This window comes from Dysgonomonas termitidis, assembly GCF_042654545.1.
In the GTDB taxonomy this organism is placed as follows: Bacteria; Bacteroidota; Bacteroidia; order Bacteroidales; family Dysgonomonadaceae; genus Dysgonomonas; species Dysgonomonas termitidis.
The window spans coordinates 14,928-30,959 of the sequence record NZ_JBHSGN010000026.1 but is presented as its reverse complement, the minus strand read 5'-3'; the positions used below and the strand labels follow the sequence as shown (position 1 = coordinate 30,959).

Annotated in this window: 12 protein-coding genes; 6 read left to right on the top strand and 6 right to left on the bottom strand. The window is 41.8% G+C overall.

Annotated features, from left to right (window positions below; translation table 11 throughout):
• The first annotated feature begins 20 nt into the window (after positions 1-20).
• From ACFO6W_RS03720 to ACFO6W_RS03710, 3 genes are read left to right on the top strand one after another with little or no spacing between them, the layout of a single operon-like run.
• The gene (locus ACFO6W_RS03720) at positions 21-3,296 is read left to right on the top strand and encodes a SusC/RagA family TonB-linked outer membrane protein (RefSeq protein ID WP_379994008.1); all 3,276 of its coding nucleotides are present in this window, start codon (positions 21-23) and stop codon (positions 3,294-3,296) included.
• 20 nt (positions 3,297-3,316) lie between these two features.
• The gene (locus ACFO6W_RS03715; RefSeq protein ID WP_379994007.1) at positions 3,317-5,125 is read left to right on the top strand and encodes a RagB/SusD family nutrient uptake outer membrane protein; all 1,809 of its coding nucleotides are present in this window, start codon (positions 3,317-3,319) and stop codon (positions 5,123-5,125) included.
• A gap of 33 nt (positions 5,126-5,158) precedes the next feature.
• Positions 5,159-6,661 (top strand): BACON domain-containing protein, encoded by a 1,503-nt coding sequence (locus ACFO6W_RS03710; RefSeq protein WP_379994006.1) that lies wholly within the window; start codon positions 5,159-5,161, stop codon positions 6,659-6,661.
• A gap of 483 nt (positions 6,662-7,144) precedes the next feature.
• On the opposite strand, the gene ACFO6W_RS03705 is transcribed toward ACFO6W_RS03710, so the two are convergent.
• Together ACFO6W_RS03705 and ACFO6W_RS03700 are read right to left on the bottom strand one after the other, a co-directional pair.
• Positions 7,145-7,336 carry a hypothetical protein gene (locus ACFO6W_RS03705; RefSeq protein WP_379994005.1) on the bottom strand — a complete coding sequence of 64 codons (192 nt, stop codon included), beginning with the start codon at positions 7,334-7,336 and terminating at the stop codon, positions 7,145-7,147.
• Between the two features lie 100 nt (positions 7,337-7,436).
• Positions 7,437-7,850, bottom strand: coding sequence for an IS66 family transposase (locus ACFO6W_RS03700; RefSeq protein WP_379994004.1), 414 nt, complete (start codon positions 7,848-7,850; stop codon positions 7,437-7,439).
• A gap of 578 nt (positions 7,851-8,428) precedes the next feature.
• Between ACFO6W_RS03700 and lipA the strand changes: the two genes are divergently transcribed.
• Entirely contained in the window at positions 8,429-9,271 is an 843-nt protein-coding gene (lipA, locus tag ACFO6W_RS03695) for a lipoyl synthase (protein WP_379994003.1), read from the top strand.
• Between the two features lie 2 nt (positions 9,272-9,273).
• Positions 9,274-9,684, top strand: a complete 411-nt coding sequence (locus ACFO6W_RS03690; RefSeq protein WP_379994002.1) for a secondary thiamine-phosphate synthase enzyme YjbQ — start codon at positions 9,274-9,276, stop codon at positions 9,682-9,684.
• Here the strand turns inward: ACFO6W_RS03690 and ACFO6W_RS03685 are convergent, their stop codons facing one another.
• The 4 genes from ACFO6W_RS03685 to cmk form a co-directional block, all read right to left on the bottom strand.
• A complete protein-coding gene (locus ACFO6W_RS03685; RefSeq protein ID WP_379994001.1) occupies positions 9,685-11,610 on the bottom strand; it encodes an alpha-amylase family glycosyl hydrolase in 1,926 nt (641 codons plus the stop codon).
• 368 nt (positions 11,611-11,978) lie between these two features.
• Positions 11,979-12,959, bottom strand: coding sequence for a 6-phosphofructokinase (gene pfkA / locus ACFO6W_RS03680; protein WP_379994000.1), 981 nt, complete (start codon positions 12,957-12,959; stop codon positions 11,979-11,981).
• A gap of 97 nt (positions 12,960-13,056) precedes the next feature.
• The gene (locus ACFO6W_RS03675; protein WP_379993998.1) at positions 13,057-13,932 is read right to left on the bottom strand and encodes a 4-hydroxy-3-methylbut-2-enyl diphosphate reductase; all 876 of its coding nucleotides are present in this window, start codon (positions 13,930-13,932) and stop codon (positions 13,057-13,059) included.
• Complete coding sequence (cmk, locus tag ACFO6W_RS03670; RefSeq protein WP_379993997.1) at positions 13,933-14,625, bottom strand: (d)CMP kinase; 693 nt, start codon at positions 14,623-14,625, stop codon at positions 13,933-13,935.
• 394 nt (positions 14,626-15,019) lie between these two features.
• Between cmk and nusB the strand changes: the two genes are divergently transcribed.
• On the top strand, positions 15,020-15,946 hold the full coding sequence (gene nusB, locus ACFO6W_RS03665; protein WP_379993996.1) for a transcription antitermination factor NusB: 927 nt from the start codon (positions 15,020-15,022) through the stop codon (positions 15,944-15,946).
• Positions 15,947-16,032: the final 86 nt, after the last annotated feature.

Sequence of the window (16,032 nt, the reverse complement as noted above, 5' to 3'; positions counted from 1 at the left end):
AATTTTAATACTGTAAATTTATGAAAGTACTCAAATCATTTATTTTATGGCTACTGTTAATAGTGGGGAGTGTTTCGGTTCTTTCTGCCCAGGACAGAGTAATATTAGGTCAAGTACTTGATGAGAAACAAGATCCTCTCGTGGGAGTTACCATTCAGGTCAATGGTATGACTCGAGCTACTATTACTGCAGAGGATGGTTCTTTCAGACTTCAAGTTCCATCAGAGGCTGTCATTTTGAATATCTCTTATGTGGGTTTTTTGTCCCAAAAAGTCAAGATTTCCCCAAATCAAAATGAGATTAAGATTTATATGCAAGAAGATGCTATTTTACTTGATGAAACGGTAGTTATCGGTTATGGAACACAGAAAAAGGTTAACTTGACTGGAGCCGTTACAACGGTGAGTGGCAAATCGCTCGAAAACCGAGCATCCCATTCGTTAACCAATATGCTGCAAGGATCTGTCGCAGGACTTAACATCACCACATCTTCAGGTGTACCCGGTAGTTCGCCCGATATTAATGTACGTGGTGTGACATCTATTAACGGGGCTTCGCCACTTGTGCTGATCGACGGTGCAGTTGGTGACCTGAATCTTGTCAACGCGAACGATGTAGAATCCATCTCAGTCATCAAAGATGCTTCGGCTGCTGCTGTTTACGGTGCTCGTGCGGCTTTTGGAGTTATACTTGTTACAACGAAGTCCGGATCGGCACAAGACAATAAAGCGACTGTTCGCTATAGCGGCCGCATCGGATGGGAGAGTCCAACAACTTCCACTGATTATGAGACTACCGGATATTGGTCTGTATATACCATCAACAAGTTCTGGAAGGCTGATTCGGGAACGTTGTATGTCAACTATACAGACCGTGATATGCAGCAGTTATTGGCTCGGGTGAACGATAAAACAGAGCATCCTGATCGTCCGTGGGTGGTTGAAGACGTGAGAAACGGACGGAATCAGTGGGTTTACTACGGTAACTATGACTGGTGGCACATGATGTTTTCAGATACTCATCCGGTGCAACAACACAACATCTCTATCAGCGGAGGAGCGAAAGACATCAAATACCTCGTCTCCGGAGCATATGATTATCAGAAAGGTATTTTGAAGACGAATCCGGATATCTACAAAAAATATAATCTTCGTTCAAAGATTGACTTTCGTATCAACAAATGGGCGACGATGACAAACAACACGTCATTCTACGGTTCGCAATACACTTTCCAAGGTGATGGTAGTGTAGAGAATACCATTGCATACAGCGCCAGGCATGCATTGGCCAATTTCCCGATGAAAAATCCGGATGGATCATGGCTCTACAGTACACCCTATCTGAATTATAAAGTAGCCAATGGTCGCCACATCATTGTAGGTGAAGGTTCGCACCGCAACGTAGATCGGGCGAACGATTTTTCCAACACTACCCGGCTGGTCATTACTCCGATCAAATCGTTGAGCCTTACAGCAGATTTCACTTATCGTCTGTATCAAACACGTAATACAAGCCGTTCCAATAACATGTATTATCGGGACTATCCTGACACTGAACTCGGTGTGTATGCAACCGGTGCCGGTGCCAATCGCTTAGACGAATCAGCCAATACACGCAATTACTATTCGGCGAATACTTATGCCAACTATGAACAAACGTTCAAGAATACACACCATGTATCAGGCGTAGTAGGTTTCAACTACGAAAGGTTGTATATAAAGAATCTTTCAGCAGCCGGAGAATACCTCTCTTCCACAACGCTGGATGACTTGAACCTTGTTGGTCAAAATTCGGAGGGTCAAACAATCACAGAAGTAGGTGGTGGACAGAATGAATATGCCTTAGCTGGTATCTTCGGTCGTGTTAACTACGATTACAAAGGTCGTTATCTCGCAGAGATCAGCGGACGTTACGATGGAACTTCGCGTTTTGCCGCCAGTAGTCGGTGGGGATGGTTCCCTTCCGCCTCCGTAGGTTGGCGTATTTCCGAAGAACCTTTTTTCGAGAAGACTCGAAACATCATTGATAACTTGAAGTTGAGAGCTTCTTTCGGTAGCTTGGGTAACCAGAATGTTTCTGATTATTATACTTTTATCCGAAGGGTTACGATTAATGATTTCGCCGGCTATTCGTTCAACGAAGGTAGCACCATGGGTAAATACTCATCATTAGGAGCTCCGATTGCTTCCGACTTGACTTGGGAAACAGCGGAACAATGGAATCTTGGTGTTGACCTTGGTATGTTGAACAATCGGTTGAACGTTACTTTTGACGGTTATGTGCGCAATACAAAGGACATGCTGACCGATGGTATTGAACTGCCGGCTGTGTACGGAGCCAGTGTACCGAAAATGAATACCGCCGACTTGCGCACGAAAGGTTATGAGTTGTCTGTCCTATGGAGAGACAAGTTTTCCATAGGAAATAAACCTCTGGAGTACAGCATTGGTTTCAATGTCAGTGACTACAGCAGTTATATTACCAAGTATGACAATGCAGACAAGACCTTTGCCAAGAGCTATTACGAAGGTATGCGTTTGGGCGAAATATGGGGATTCGTTACCGACGGACTGTTTCAAAGTACGGATGAGGCACAGGCTTATGCCAAAGAGGTAGATTTAAGCTATATTAATGGTCGTATCACCGGCGGTTGGCAGGCAGGTGACCTTAAGTTCTTAGATCTTGATGGAGACCACAAACTGGGTATCGGTAGCAATAATGTCAATGATCCGGGCGACCGCAAGATCTTGGGAAACTCGCTTCCAAGCCTCTCTTACGGTATCAATGTAAGTCTCCGTTGGTATGGTTTCGATACCTCGATATTTTTACAAGGGACAGGCAACCATTATTGGTATCCATCTGGGCAAACCATGCAATTCTGGGGTCCTTATTCGTATCCTTACCAGACTTATCTGCCAAAAGATTTCTTGAAAAATGTGTGGGCTGAAGATAATCCAAGTGCTTACTTCACTCGACCGATGGCATATTCAGCTACGTCAGGTCCTCTTAGCAAAGTCAATGATCGCTATCTCCAGAACATACGTTACCTGCGCCTTAAGAATCTGACAGTAGGTTATACTATTCCTATTACTTTGACAAAGAAAGTTGGCGTCGATTTGGTTCGTTTCTATTTTTCGGGTGAGAATCTTAGCTATTGGTCGCCTTTTAAGAAACGTACTAAATACATTGATCCCGAAGGAGCTTTCGTGAAAAAATTTGGTTCCGATGAGGTGGCCAGCAATGCTTTCTATCCTTGGCAGAAGACGCTGATGTTTGGTGTTGATATTACCTTTTAATTCTTAAAATTATGATTAAGATGAAACGAATTATTATAGCATCCATGACATTGCTCATGGGTTTCACGGCCTGCAATGATATGCTGGACTTGCAGCCGTTGAGTGAGATTTCCCAATCGGACTATTTCCAGACTGAGACAGATCTTCAGTTATTCAGCAATCCTTTCTACAATAATATGCTAAATAAATCACCCTACGACAGACAAAGTGATCTATATGTCTGCCAGAACCTGCCGGATGAAATGTTGGGAGGTACCAAACGTACCGTCCCCGCTTCAGGTAGTGGTTGGACATGGACCGATTTGCGACGTATGAACACGCTGTTGGCTTACGCTGATCAGTGTAAAGACGAGAATGCCGTCATTAAATACAAGGCTTTGACTCGCTTTTTCCGTGCTTTTTTCTATTTCGAGAAGGTAAAACGTTTCGGTGATGTGCCTTGGTATGAAGTTGAATTGGGTTCAGCGGATGGAGAACTACTCTACAAGGCACGCGATTCACGGGAATTGGTTATGACTCACATGATGGAAGATATAGACTATGCTATTGCCAATCTCCCAAATAAAAAAAAGGAGACAAGCAGTCCTTATCGTGTCAATAAATATGCAGCCATGGCACTGAAAGCTCAGTTCTGTTTATATGAAGGTACCTACCGGAAATATCACCAACTCAGTCTTGAAGGGCACGACTACAAGTATTATTTGGAGCAGTCGGTAGCGGCTGCGCAACTGATAATGGAGGATTCCGATTATCCTTACAAACTATATAGCACAAATCATCCTGAAAGCGATTACCTAACACTTTTTGCCGAAGAGAATGCAAATATGGATGAGTATATTCTCGCTATCAAATTTGACTACGGACTCAGCATTTACCACAACGCTACAGCTCATACGCTGGTGCCTACACAGGGACGCCCGGGACTGACCCGCAAGATGGTGAACACTTATCTGATGAAAGACGGTACGGCATTCACCAATCAGTCCGGCTGGCAGGAAATGTCGTTCATTGACGAAATGAAGAATCGCGATCCCCGTTTGTCTCAAAGCATCCGTACACCGGGCTATACGCGTATTGGTACCACAATAGTGCTGCCACCCGATCTTTCGACAAGTGTCACCGGTTATCAGCCCATCAAATTTGTGCAAGATCCAAAGGCCTCCGGCGGGAATGTCGATCGTAACGATCGCTCTACATGCGACCTTCCGGTTTACCGCTATGCGGAGGTGCTCTTGAATTATGCCGAAGCAAAGGCTGAACTTGGTACCTTGACACAAGCCGATCTGGACAAAACTATTAACCTGATTCGTCGACGCGTAGGAATGCCGGACCTTAATATGGGTACTGCCAATGCCTCTCCGGACAGATACCTGTCTGAAGCTGAGACAGGTTATCCGAATGTTGCAGGTACGAACAAGGGTGTCATCCTTGAAATCCGTCGTGAGCGGGCCATTGAACTGAACCAAGAAGGATTCCGCTTCAATGACTTGGTGCGTTGGAAAGCCGGTTATTGCATTGGCCAGTCTACTTATGGTATGTATTTTCCCGGTCCCGGAGCATACGACCTGAGTGGAGACGGAAAGGTTGATGTTACCCTCTATGCCAATGGAACACCCAAACCAACCGTTTCTTCCGGAGTAGCATATGAGATAGGAAAAGAAATAATTCTTTCCGGAGGTGATAAGGGCTACATCTACTATCATAAAAATATCGAACGTACACCTTTCAACGAGGTACGTGATTATCTCTACCCAATTCCTATCAACGAACGTTCGCTTAATCACAATCTCACGCAGAATCCGGGTTGGAATGATGGTCTCTCTTTTTAACTGAAAAATAGTAATTGAAAAAAATGCAAGATTATGAAACGTATATGTTATTATATAATGGTCTTTCTCCTGTTGGCGTCTATGAATCTCTTAGAGGGGTGCCGCGATGAAGAAAGTACACTCTCCAAAGCTGTATTGGCAAGTACTGGTGCACTGAATTTCGAAGCGACCGGAAGGTTAGAAAAAGTCATCACAGTCTATGCTGACGCTGACTGGGTGGCGGATGTTCCCGAATGGGTAACAGTCACTCCCGCTTTGGGTACCGGAACTATGGATGTTACAATTTCTGTAACTGAAAATATGCGCGGTGGTGCTGCTGACAATCCTCGCAAGACTGCTGTTGTATTCAAGGGTAGCACACTGGCAAGTAGGGCGGAAGTGATAATTTTTCAGGAAGGAGATAAATATCGCGACTGCAAGGAATATACGCTTGCGGAATTAGCGGTATTGGCAAACGAAGAGGTAGTATCAGTACCGCAAATTACAGTAACAACTGTCACTACAAAAGGTTTCATTGTTAGCGATGGAATTGTTAATATCCTTATGCAGAGTTCCTCCACTGTAAGTGTTGGCGATAAGGTTTCGGTAAAAGGAACAAAACTCTCCGATACTTATTCGCTCCCTTACGTGGAGTGTGACGAAGTGAATGTTAATTCTACGGGTGGGACGGTATCCTATCCTATTGCGACAGATATTACCGATAAGGTGAATACCTACACTTCCGCTTCGAGGGCTTTTGTTATGGTCAGCGGCATATTGAATGGTAATAATATAACGGTAGAGGGCGCAAATTATTCTGTTTCAGTGATAGATGCGCCTGAAAGTTTGGGGATTGCCTCGCTGAATGGGCATAAGGTAAAAGTTACGGGTTATTTTGCCGGTGTAGCTGCACCGGTTGTCAGATTGATAGCGACTAAAGTAGAAGACAAGGGACTTTATGAAATCATATATTTCGCTGATGATTTTGAATGGTTGCAACCTTGGGCTGAAGCAGGTACAGCCGGGCAAACTGTCGAGATGAACAACCTCGATGCCACCGCTCCACAACTGCCCACCCCGAAGATTGACGGCATTTCAGCCCTTAACGCTCTTATCGCGAAGGGTTATGAATTCCTGCGTGTCACTCCTTCGAGCACAAACGCGAGCGAATGTATCTATCTCCAGCAGAATTACCTCAAATTCGGTAAAACCGGCTATCAGGCAGGTATCATTCTTCCGAAACTTGAAGAGGATGTGCCATCCGGTGCCACCGCCGTGTTGTCGTTCGTTTGGTGCCCGATGCGCCAGGGTTCGGGTGTAATCGATCCCGTCAACCTGATCGTCATCGTTACAAACGGAAGCAACGAAACGACATTTGACGTACCCGTAGCGGGATGGGAGAGCGGTCACAGGCTCGAATGGATCGCAGCCGAAGTGCGGCTCGACGGCGTTACGATCAGCAAAGACACGCGCATCACGATCCGGCAGAGTAATTGGCAGTTAAGTACAGCCAACCGTTGGTTCCTAGATAATATCAAACTGGTAAAGGCTAACTGACAAATTGCCGGATAAATAAAAAGAGGGTGTGCCATTTTATTAACTACTGACACATCCTCTTCATTTACAAACAACATAGTGTTACGCAATAGGGTGCCAGTCCTACCGTAAGTAACTGGTATTTAGTAAACTATTGAAATATATACACTAATAAGGTCACTAAGACTGGTTTTTATATTAATGAAGGCTTTTGTCAGACCAAGATAATACTCTTGTCCTCAAATAAGTATTTCGATATTCCTTTAGGTGCTTATTGTACATTTAAAATGAGCAATACGCTTTATGTATAATCGGCGCTTTAAATCGTACAAATAAAAAACAAATCGTATAAATTTAGATAATTGGGCGAAACCTCACTTTTGGAAGTTTCGCCCTTTCTTTCAATCTTTGACAGACTTATGAAATCGACTGGACAACTATATCTTTTGTAGACAACATTTTACCATTAATTTTGTAGAAAAAGATTATGGCAATGGAGCTTTCTCACGGAACAAATATCGATGATATGATACGCTTATATGTCATACCACCGACCCAAATGAAACGATTGTTAAAGGTAGCATCTGTTCCGTTTTTTACCTTCTGTACAAAGAGTACAACAAGGTCTTTGTTTCTTTTTTCATCAAACAAAAATATAAAAGGGTCTGCCACTGGTAAGCGTCTCGAGGATGACATAAGAAATTTGTTAATACCCCCTTGGATTAAGTATAAAAACTATCCCCGATTCGTATTAATATTGCAAACCGGGATAGCTTTTGGCCTTGAGTACAATGTTTTATTTATGCCATCTATCAGGCAAGGGATTGCGGTAATGCTCAATAGGAGTTGTGGGTCGTAATGCGGCGACACGATTCAAAATGTCAGAGAAGTATTCAAAGAAATTTATACCTTTACAACGACAGGAACATGCTAACGAGTAATAGACCACAGCCTGATCGGCTCCCTTATGGCTTCCGGAGAACAAAGAGTTGCGTCGCATCAGAGAGATACTGCAGTTCACCCGTTCAACGGCATTGTTGTCGAGTTGGTAGTTGGCTGCGGTAAGAATATTACCGATATCTGCCATTTCGTTCTGCATGTACGTGACGGCTTGGTAGATATCAGGGTCAGGAATGAAATTGCGGCGTCGGGCTATTTTTGAAAGCTTGTTTTGAATCCTGTCAAGTATCGGCGGCGAGTATTTCTGCATGAAATGCAGTTCCTTTTCTTCGGTCCATCCGTCTTTTCCGATTGCATGGAGGTGATTATAATGATAAGTTTTTTTGGGGCATTTGACTAACTGCTTTCAAATTGCTTTATTTTATGGGTATAATACCTTTATTTTACCACCTTATTGCTTACATATTGCCTGATATAACAAAATGGTGCTTACAAATTGTAAAATTCTTATAATAATTGTCCACTTGAAGACTTGGTTTGTCTATAAATAAAATCAGGATATACTGTATTCTTTCCGCATATCCTATCTATTGCCTAATATCTTTTTCATATTGATTTTAATTTCCGTAAAACTTTTTACTGCGTATGCCGTTTTATGGATGTAGTTTTGTAAAGTTTGTGTTAAGGCCCCGGAGTTAACGAAGTGATTTTGTGAACTTCCTTTTTTGCTTAGATTGGGAAATGAGGTTCCGTTTCTAAGTTTTGTATTTTGTTCATCTATCAATGATAGTATAAATAGATGACTTTTTAACCCTTACTATTTTCATGGGAAACATTCTAAGGCTTATCTTTGTTTTATATTTTCTAAAATCATAATTCACAATATAGATGGAACATGTAAAAAAACCGGACTGGTTGAAAATAAAACTGGGAGGTAGCGATCATTTCTCCGAAACTTTAAATATAGTAGAATCACATGGATTACATACGATTTGCACCAGCGGACGTTGCCCTAACATGGGTGAATGCTGGGGACGGGGAACCGCAACATTTATGATCGGCGGTGATATTTGTACCCGCTCGTGCAAGTTCTGCAATACAAAGACCGGACGTCCACTGGCTTTAAACCCTTTCGAGCCGGCTAATGTAGCCAAATCTATACAGCTGATGGGACTTAAGCATGCAGTAATAACTTCGGTAGACAGAGATGATCTCCCGGATCAGGGAGCCCAGCACTGGGTAGATACCATCAACAAGGTGCGTCAGGTAAATCCCTCTACTACTATCGAAGTGCTGATACCTGATTTTCAGGGTAAATTTGAACTGGTAGATATGGTATGCAAGGCTGCACCCAATGTTATATCACATAATATGGAAACGGTGAGAAGCCTTACCCCGAAAGTACGCAGCGCGGCAAAATACGATGTAAGCCTGTCGGTATTGAAACGTATTGCGGATAATGGACTGAAAGCTAAATCGGGAATGATGGTCGGTTTGGGAGAAACTACCGAAGAAATATTTCAGTTAATGGATGATCTCCGTGCATCGAACTGTTCGGTGTTGACTATCGGCCAATATCTGCAGCCATCGCGCAAGCATTTGCCAGTGGTTTCATATATCCATCCGGACGAGTTTAAGCGTTTCAAGGAAGTTGCCCTAAGCAAAGGATTCGATTATGTGGAGAGCGGGCCATTGGTACGATCGTCTTATCACGCCGAAAACTGCTTGTGATCATGGCCGGTCAGGTAGAATTCTCTTTACAACCCCGCAACAGGGGGTTTCATCTGATAACGGAAGAAATAGTCCGGAACCTGCCCGCTTTACCTCAGGCAGGTTTACTACATCTATTCATAAAACACACTTCAGCAGCTCTCACTATTAATGAGAATGCCGACCCGGATGTGCGGGAAGATATGGAATCAATCTTCAATCGCCTGGTACGTGAACGCGAACCTTACTATGTGCATACTATGGAAGGTGATGACGATATGCCTGCACATGCAAAGACGACTCTTGCAGGGGTTAGTCTTACTATACCGATTACAAAGGGCCGTCTTAATATGGGTGTCTGGCAGGGAATCTATTTGTGCGAGTTCCGCAACCACGGGGGCAGCCGCCGTATTGTGGCGACCATTATCGGATGATTACTTGCTGAAATACAAATAATATTCACCCGGGTTCAATGTTATTTCTTGCGTTAATCCGGTCACAACTAATGTCTTGTCTGTAAAATAGTCCTGCCATGTTCCTGTCTTGCCAAAGTTTACAGTTGCAGTTGCAGGGACAATGTCGAAATTGGCGATAGCGCATACATAACCACCAGCCGACTTCAGTAGTATTTGCTTGAAATTATCGGCAATGCCTATGGTATAATCAGTTGTGGAGAAAATAGGATTGGTCGTATGCAGTTTGTTCATTTCGGCATATACATCATACAAGGCTTTCCTGTTTGTATCTTCTAAATAATCCCATTTGATTGGTTTCTTAGCTGTACGAAAACGCCCGTCTTCATAGTCGCTTGTCCAGTAGCCGTCTTCACGGGAATTGATAGAATAATCATATCCCAATTCGCCGAACTGCCAAATCATCTTCGGACCGGGAAGTGACATCAGGATTACAGCGGCAGCCTCTGTGCGTGCCAATCCGACGGCCGGTTCCTGCACATTGTAAAGAGGGTTGTCCTTATAGCCATAGCTATTGTTTTTGAACATGATGCGTTCTTCGTCGTGGCTTTCCATATAAGCCACCAGGTTTGGTTTTGTCCAGCCTCTTTCCGCATATGAGGCCCAGCTGATATCCCCGTTTTGTTTGTTATAGTCACCAATATATTTACCCCAGCCCATAGTCGCTTCATTGAAGTTGTAATTGATATTGCCCCATAGATAGATTCCATAATCGGCTAATACCTTCTCTTCGCTGTTATCAGCCAGATGTTCAAAAATGATAATTGCATCAGGATTCCGTTTGCGAATCTCATCCACCATCCTTTTCAAGATATTGATACGGGCCTGATCTAATGCATTGCCATCTCCTTTTGTATTAGTAAAGCCTTTTGTGAAATCGAAACGGAATCCGTCTACCTTATACTCCTTCATCCAGTACGAGCATACACTGTCTACGAAAGCCTGGGTATATTTGCTTTCATGATTGAAATCATAACCCCAGGAATAAACGGGATTTGGAGATTCCTTGTTATACCATGGGTTATCCTCGATATTATCATCATTATCGTTCTTATACATAGTGACCATAGGGCTTTGACTAAAACTGTGATTCAGTACCATGTCCATGATTACAGCTATACCATTTGCATGGCATTCATCTATAAAAGCTTTATAATCATTCGAGGTACCATATGCCTTATCCGTGGCGAAGTAGAAAGACGGATTGTATCCCCAACTGTCATTCCCTTCAAACTCATTGAATGGCATCAGTTCAATAGCATTTACTCCCAGGTTCTTTATATAATTAAGTTTCTCCTGCACTCCTTTTATACTCCGTTTCTCCGTAAAATCACGGATAAGCACTTCATAGACAACCATGTTCCCAGGATTCTGAGGGCTAAAATCCGATACCTTCCAAGAGTATCCGGCAGGTGAAGTGTTTACGACCATAGACAGGCCTGTTGTTTTTGTTGTCGGTGTAATCAGACCCGGATATATATCGTATTCCATGTTTATATACCGATCGTTTTGCGGATCTGATATTTTGGAAGCATAAGGGTCTGCGACTCTTATTTTATTATCAATCAAATACTGGCATATATATTCTTTGCCTTTCTCCAAACCTCCGATCTTTATCCAGAACCGGTCATCTTTCTGATTCATTTTGTATGCCTCAGACACTCTCCAGTCGTTGAAATCACCTATGAGATATACTGATTGCTTACCCGGCGCAAATAATACAAAAGCTAAAGAATCGTCACTGATAACGGTTATACCATCTCTCAGATCTCCGATAGAAGAACCTGACGTTGGTGGTTCGGGAACCACTGGTACAACAGGGTCATCATTATCACTGCATCCGGCAAATATTAATAGAGACAGGAAAATAAAATGAAGATTTTTCATGATTAAAATTAGATTGAATTATCAATAGAATGTAACCGGATGTAAAACTAGCTCAATTTATTTATGCAGGCCTTTGTTCTGTCGCTTAATCGCCTAATTAAATATGCAAACGGTTGCAGGTTAAATAATTGGATGGGCAAATAAATATGTACAATTTGAGCTATAACGATGAGTCAGTATAATAATACGTTTTGAAATATGTGTTAATGATAGATGAAGAGAATGATTTATTGGATAGTAGATGTATTAAATTAGAGGTGCTTTATCTATAAATGCTAACTATTATGAATCTTCATATAAACGAAATACAGAGCCTGTTTTAGCAGGCTCTGTATTCTGTATCTATTACAGTCGAAAGATTTTTCTGATTATATTGAAAGAATTTTCAATGTATTTACCAAGTCCTGCTGCAACGGCTTATTTTTCTTGATCGCCTTTGAAAACGGCACATTCACTATTTCGTCGTTCTGTATGCCAATCATCACATTACGCTGTCCGTCCAGCAAAGCATCAATTGCCGCTGCACCCATCCGGCTCGCCAGAATACGGTCATTGGCAGTAGGAGAACCTCCACGCTGCACATGTCCCAGAATCGTTACACGTACGTCGTATTGGGGATATTCAGTCTTTACACGTTCTGCCATGGCCATGGCACCTCCGGTAATGTCACCTTCGGTAACAAGGACCAAACTACTGTTTTTACTTTTGCGGAAACCATTGGAAATCAGGTCTCCCAACTGGTCTTGCTGCAGCATCATTTCAGGGATAATGGCAGCTTCTGCACCTGATGCAATAGCACCGTTCAGCGCAAGAAAACCACATTCACGTCCCATAACTTCAATGAAGAACAAACGTTCGTGCGAACTCGCTGTATCACGTATCTTATCCACAGCCTGCATAATGGTGTTCAGTGCAGTATCGTAACCGATAGTCAGGTCGGTACCTTGCAAGTCGTTATCTATAGTTCCGGGTAAACCAACGATAGGATAGTTAAACTCCTGCGCAAATATACGAGCTCCGGTGAGAGATCCGTCACCACCGATAACTACCAATGCATCAATACCTTCTCTTTGCAGGGCCTCATAAGCTATTTTACGGCCTTCCGGTGTCTGAAATTCTTTACTACGGGCTGTCTTCAGTATTGTACCGCCTTGCTGTATTATATTACTTACGCTATTGGTTCTGAATGGTTCGATTTCATCGAATATCAGCCCTTTATAACCACGCATAATACCTTTTACTTCCAACCCGTTATAAATAGCGGCACGCGTAACAGCACGGATTGCAGCATTCATACCGGGAGCATCACCTCCGGATGTCAAAATACCGATACACTTAATTGTAGACATAGTTTTACTAATATTTTATTCTCTTTTGCATTTTTGAAAATCCGGTACAAAAATAAGAATAAAATAGCTGATTCGGTAATTTTTTAAAGCAATTTGGCTAAACTAATACCGATCTTATTTCATTTATCTTGGCTTCAACCTCTTCCATTTGCCATTTTGGTGTAGAGGTTGCACCACAGATTCCGATAGATGCGGTTTTGCTGACAACATCGGGATCAATATCAGACGGCGCGGTTATGAAATAAGAATTTGGATTGTATTTCTTACATTCTGCAAACAGTACCTTTCCGTTCGAGCTCTTTTCTCCTGCAACAAAGAAGATGATATCATTCTTTGAGGCAAACTCTTTGATATTCGGAATGCGGTTCGACACCTGCCGGCAGATGGTATCAAAGAATTCAAATTTGGCATCGCCTATCATGCGGCTTTGCATGATATCAATGATTTCCTGAAATCCGTCGAGCGGTTTGGTTGTCTGAGAAAACAAGCAGATGTTTTTTGAGAAATCAAGTTTCTCCAGATCGTCTTTCTTTTCTATGACAATGGCGGTAGACTCGGTTTGCCCAAGCAGTCCGTTTACTTCCGCATGCCCGTTTTTCCCATAGATAACTATTTGTGTATTATTATCTTTTTCATTATCATACTTGTCATGTATCTTCTTCTGCAGGCGGAGCACTACCGGGCATGAAGCATCGATAATTTCAATATTATTGTCCTTCGCTATCTGATATGTGGACGGCGGTTCGCCATGAGCCCTCAATAAAACCCTGGCATCTTTCAATTTTGCAAATTCCTCGTGATTGATTGTTTTCAAACCGAGTTGTTCAAGTCTGTCAACTTCCAGATTATTGTGTACAATGTCACCGAGGCAATATAATGTACCTCCTTTTGCCAGTTCCTCTTCCGCTTTTTTTATGGCATTGACCACTCCAAAACAGAAACCTGATTTTGCGTCTATCTCTATATTACTCATTTAGTTTGTTGTTATTTGTTTAAACTTCTCCAGCAACCATTGCATCTGTTCATCAATGGTCATATATGAATTATCCAGAAGGATGGCGTCATCCGCTTTTACCAATGGACTTTCAGCACGCGTCTGATCCATATGGTCCCTGGATTTCAGATTTTCCAATACTTCATCGAAAGTTGTTTCCGTATTACCTTTCGAACGTAACTCATCGAAACGCCGTTGTGCTCTTATTGTGGCATCCGCGGTAACAAAGACTTTCATCTCAGCGTCAGGGAATACAACTGTACCAATATCCCTCCCATCCATCACTATGCCTTTAGCCTTACCCAACTGTTGTTGCAAAGCAACCATTGCATGACGCACAAATGGAATGGCGCTCACAATGCTTACTTTCGATGAAACATCCATGCTACGGATAGCGGATTCAACATTCTCTCCGTTAAGATACGTATCAGGCGCTCCTGTATCTTTGTTTAACTGAAACTCTATTCTGATATTTTTTATTTCGTCATGCAATTTACCTTCGTTCAATTTGCCATCTTCGAATAAATCTTGCTGGATGCAGAAAAGTGTAACTGCCCTGTACATGGCCCCGCTGTCTATATAGATGTATCCGATTTGTTTTGCCAGGCTTTTCGCCATTGTACTTTTACCGTTCGATGAAAAACCGTCGATTGCAATAACTATTCTTTTCATATTTAATTTTAAAACATTCTATCAGAATAAATGTTTAGTCTATCCCTTATAAATTTATTTAATTATCAGGGGACAAAGATAGCTATTTTTAGCTATTGGCCGATACCTTTTTCATCCTTGTCAGACAGCCTGAAGCGCAATAATTTGTAACTCTTTCAAAAAAAACTGACATTTTTTCTTTTTTTATTCTGTCACTTTTCACTCAACGCTTGGTTTCCAATCTCTCAAAGAGCTGTAAGCTAACTGCTAAAGCCCCCGGCTCTGACTATTCCGACTGTATAGATAAAGTTTTCTGAAATATATTACAGACGCCATAATGAACTCTATTCCGAAAATAGTTACTTTATTGAAAAAAATGTTTAATTTTGCAGCCTGAAACATTTTAAATGTAGAAATGATAAACCGCGTTCTTATCCGTATCAGAGTTGTCCAGATACTGTTTTCATACAGTCAGGGTGAAACTACAGACATGAGAAAAGCCGAAAACGAGCTTCTTTTCAGTCTGCAAAAATCATACGATTTATACTTCTATTTACTATCACTTTTGGTTGAACTCACCGACTCCTATGCCCAAAAAGTCGATAACCGCAAGTCGAAACTTTTGCCCACAGAAGAAGATATAAAGCCAAATACGAGACTATTAAAAAACAAATTTATTCTTCAGTTGAGAGAAAACCTCGAATTGAATAAATATCTTAAAGACAGGCCGTTCTCATGGTACGAACATGAGACTTTCGTTCGTAGGATGCTTGACAATATTCTGAATTCGGATATTTATAGAGAATATATGGAAAGTGATTCTCACAATTATGACAATGATCGCGAATTTTGGCGTAAAACGTTCAAACACGTCATTTGTACCGATGAAGAATTATACACCTTGCTGGAGGATGAAAGCCTTTACTGGAATGACGACATTGAAATCATCGAGTCTTTTGTTTTGAAAACAATTAAACGATTTGAGGAAAATAAGGGAACGGCTCAGGAATTGCTTCCTATGTTCAAAGACGATTCCGATAGGGAATTTGCTGTGAAATTGTTACGGGAATCCCTTTGGAATGGCAAAGAGTATCGCGGGTTGATAGATAAATACACCAAAAACTGGGAATCGGAACGTATCGCTCTCATGGACATGGTAATAATGCAGATAGCTATAGCTGAGATAGTGAGCTTCCCATCCATACCGATAAGCGTAACCCTGAACGAATATATAGATATAGCAAAATCGTATAGTACAGCTAAAAGCGCATCTTTTATAAACGGTATTTTGGATGCAATTGTAAAAGAACTGAAAGAAGAAAAGAAGATAATTAAGAAATAATAATATTTATCATATTTTCACCTTCGCTCTAATTCAAAATAATCGCTTATATTTGTAAAGCTTTTTTTAGAAAAGGAGATAAATCA

Excerpts from the sequence above, each read along its gene's own strand:
- ACFO6W_RS03685 (WP_379994001.1), bottom strand. The coding sequence starts at position 11,610 with ATGAAAAATCTTCATTTTATTTTCCTGTCTCTATTAATATTTGCCGGA.
- ACFO6W_RS03690 (WP_379994002.1), top strand. The coding sequence starts at position 9,274 with ATGGCCGGTCAGGTAGAATTCTCTTTACAACCCCGCAACAGGGGGTTT.
- ACFO6W_RS03710 (WP_379994006.1), top strand. The coding sequence starts at position 5,159 with ATGAAACGTATATGTTATTATATAATGGTCTTTCTCCTGTTGGCGTCT.
- ACFO6W_RS03720 (WP_379994008.1), top strand. The coding sequence starts at position 21 with ATGAAAGTACTCAAATCATTTATTTTATGGCTACTGTTAATAGTGGGG.
- nusB (WP_379993996.1), top strand. The coding sequence starts at position 15,020 with ATGATAAACCGCGTTCTTATCCGTATCAGAGTTGTCCAGATACTGTTT.
- cmk (WP_379993997.1), bottom strand. The coding sequence starts at position 14,625 with ATGAAAAGAATAGTTATTGCAATCGACGGTTTTTCATCGAACGGTAAA.
- lipA (WP_379994003.1), top strand. The coding sequence starts at position 8,429 with ATGGAACATGTAAAAAAACCGGACTGGTTGAAAATAAAACTGGGAGGT.
- ACFO6W_RS03675 (WP_379993998.1), bottom strand. The coding sequence starts at position 13,932 with ATGAGTAATATAGAGATAGACGCAAAATCAGGTTTCTGTTTTGGAGTG.
- ACFO6W_RS03700 (WP_379994004.1), bottom strand. The coding sequence starts at position 7,850 with ATGCAGAAATACTCGCCGCCGATACTTGACAGGATTCAAAACAAGCTT.
- pfkA (WP_379994000.1), bottom strand. The coding sequence starts at position 12,959 with ATGTCTACAATTAAGTGTATCGGTATTTTGACATCCGGAGGTGATGCT.
- ACFO6W_RS03715 (WP_379994007.1), top strand. The coding sequence starts at position 3,317 with ATGAAACGAATTATTATAGCATCCATGACATTGCTCATGGGTTTCACG.
- ACFO6W_RS03705 (WP_379994005.1), bottom strand. The coding sequence starts at position 7,336 with ATGTCATCCTCGAGACGCTTACCAGTGGCAGACCCTTTTATATTTTTG.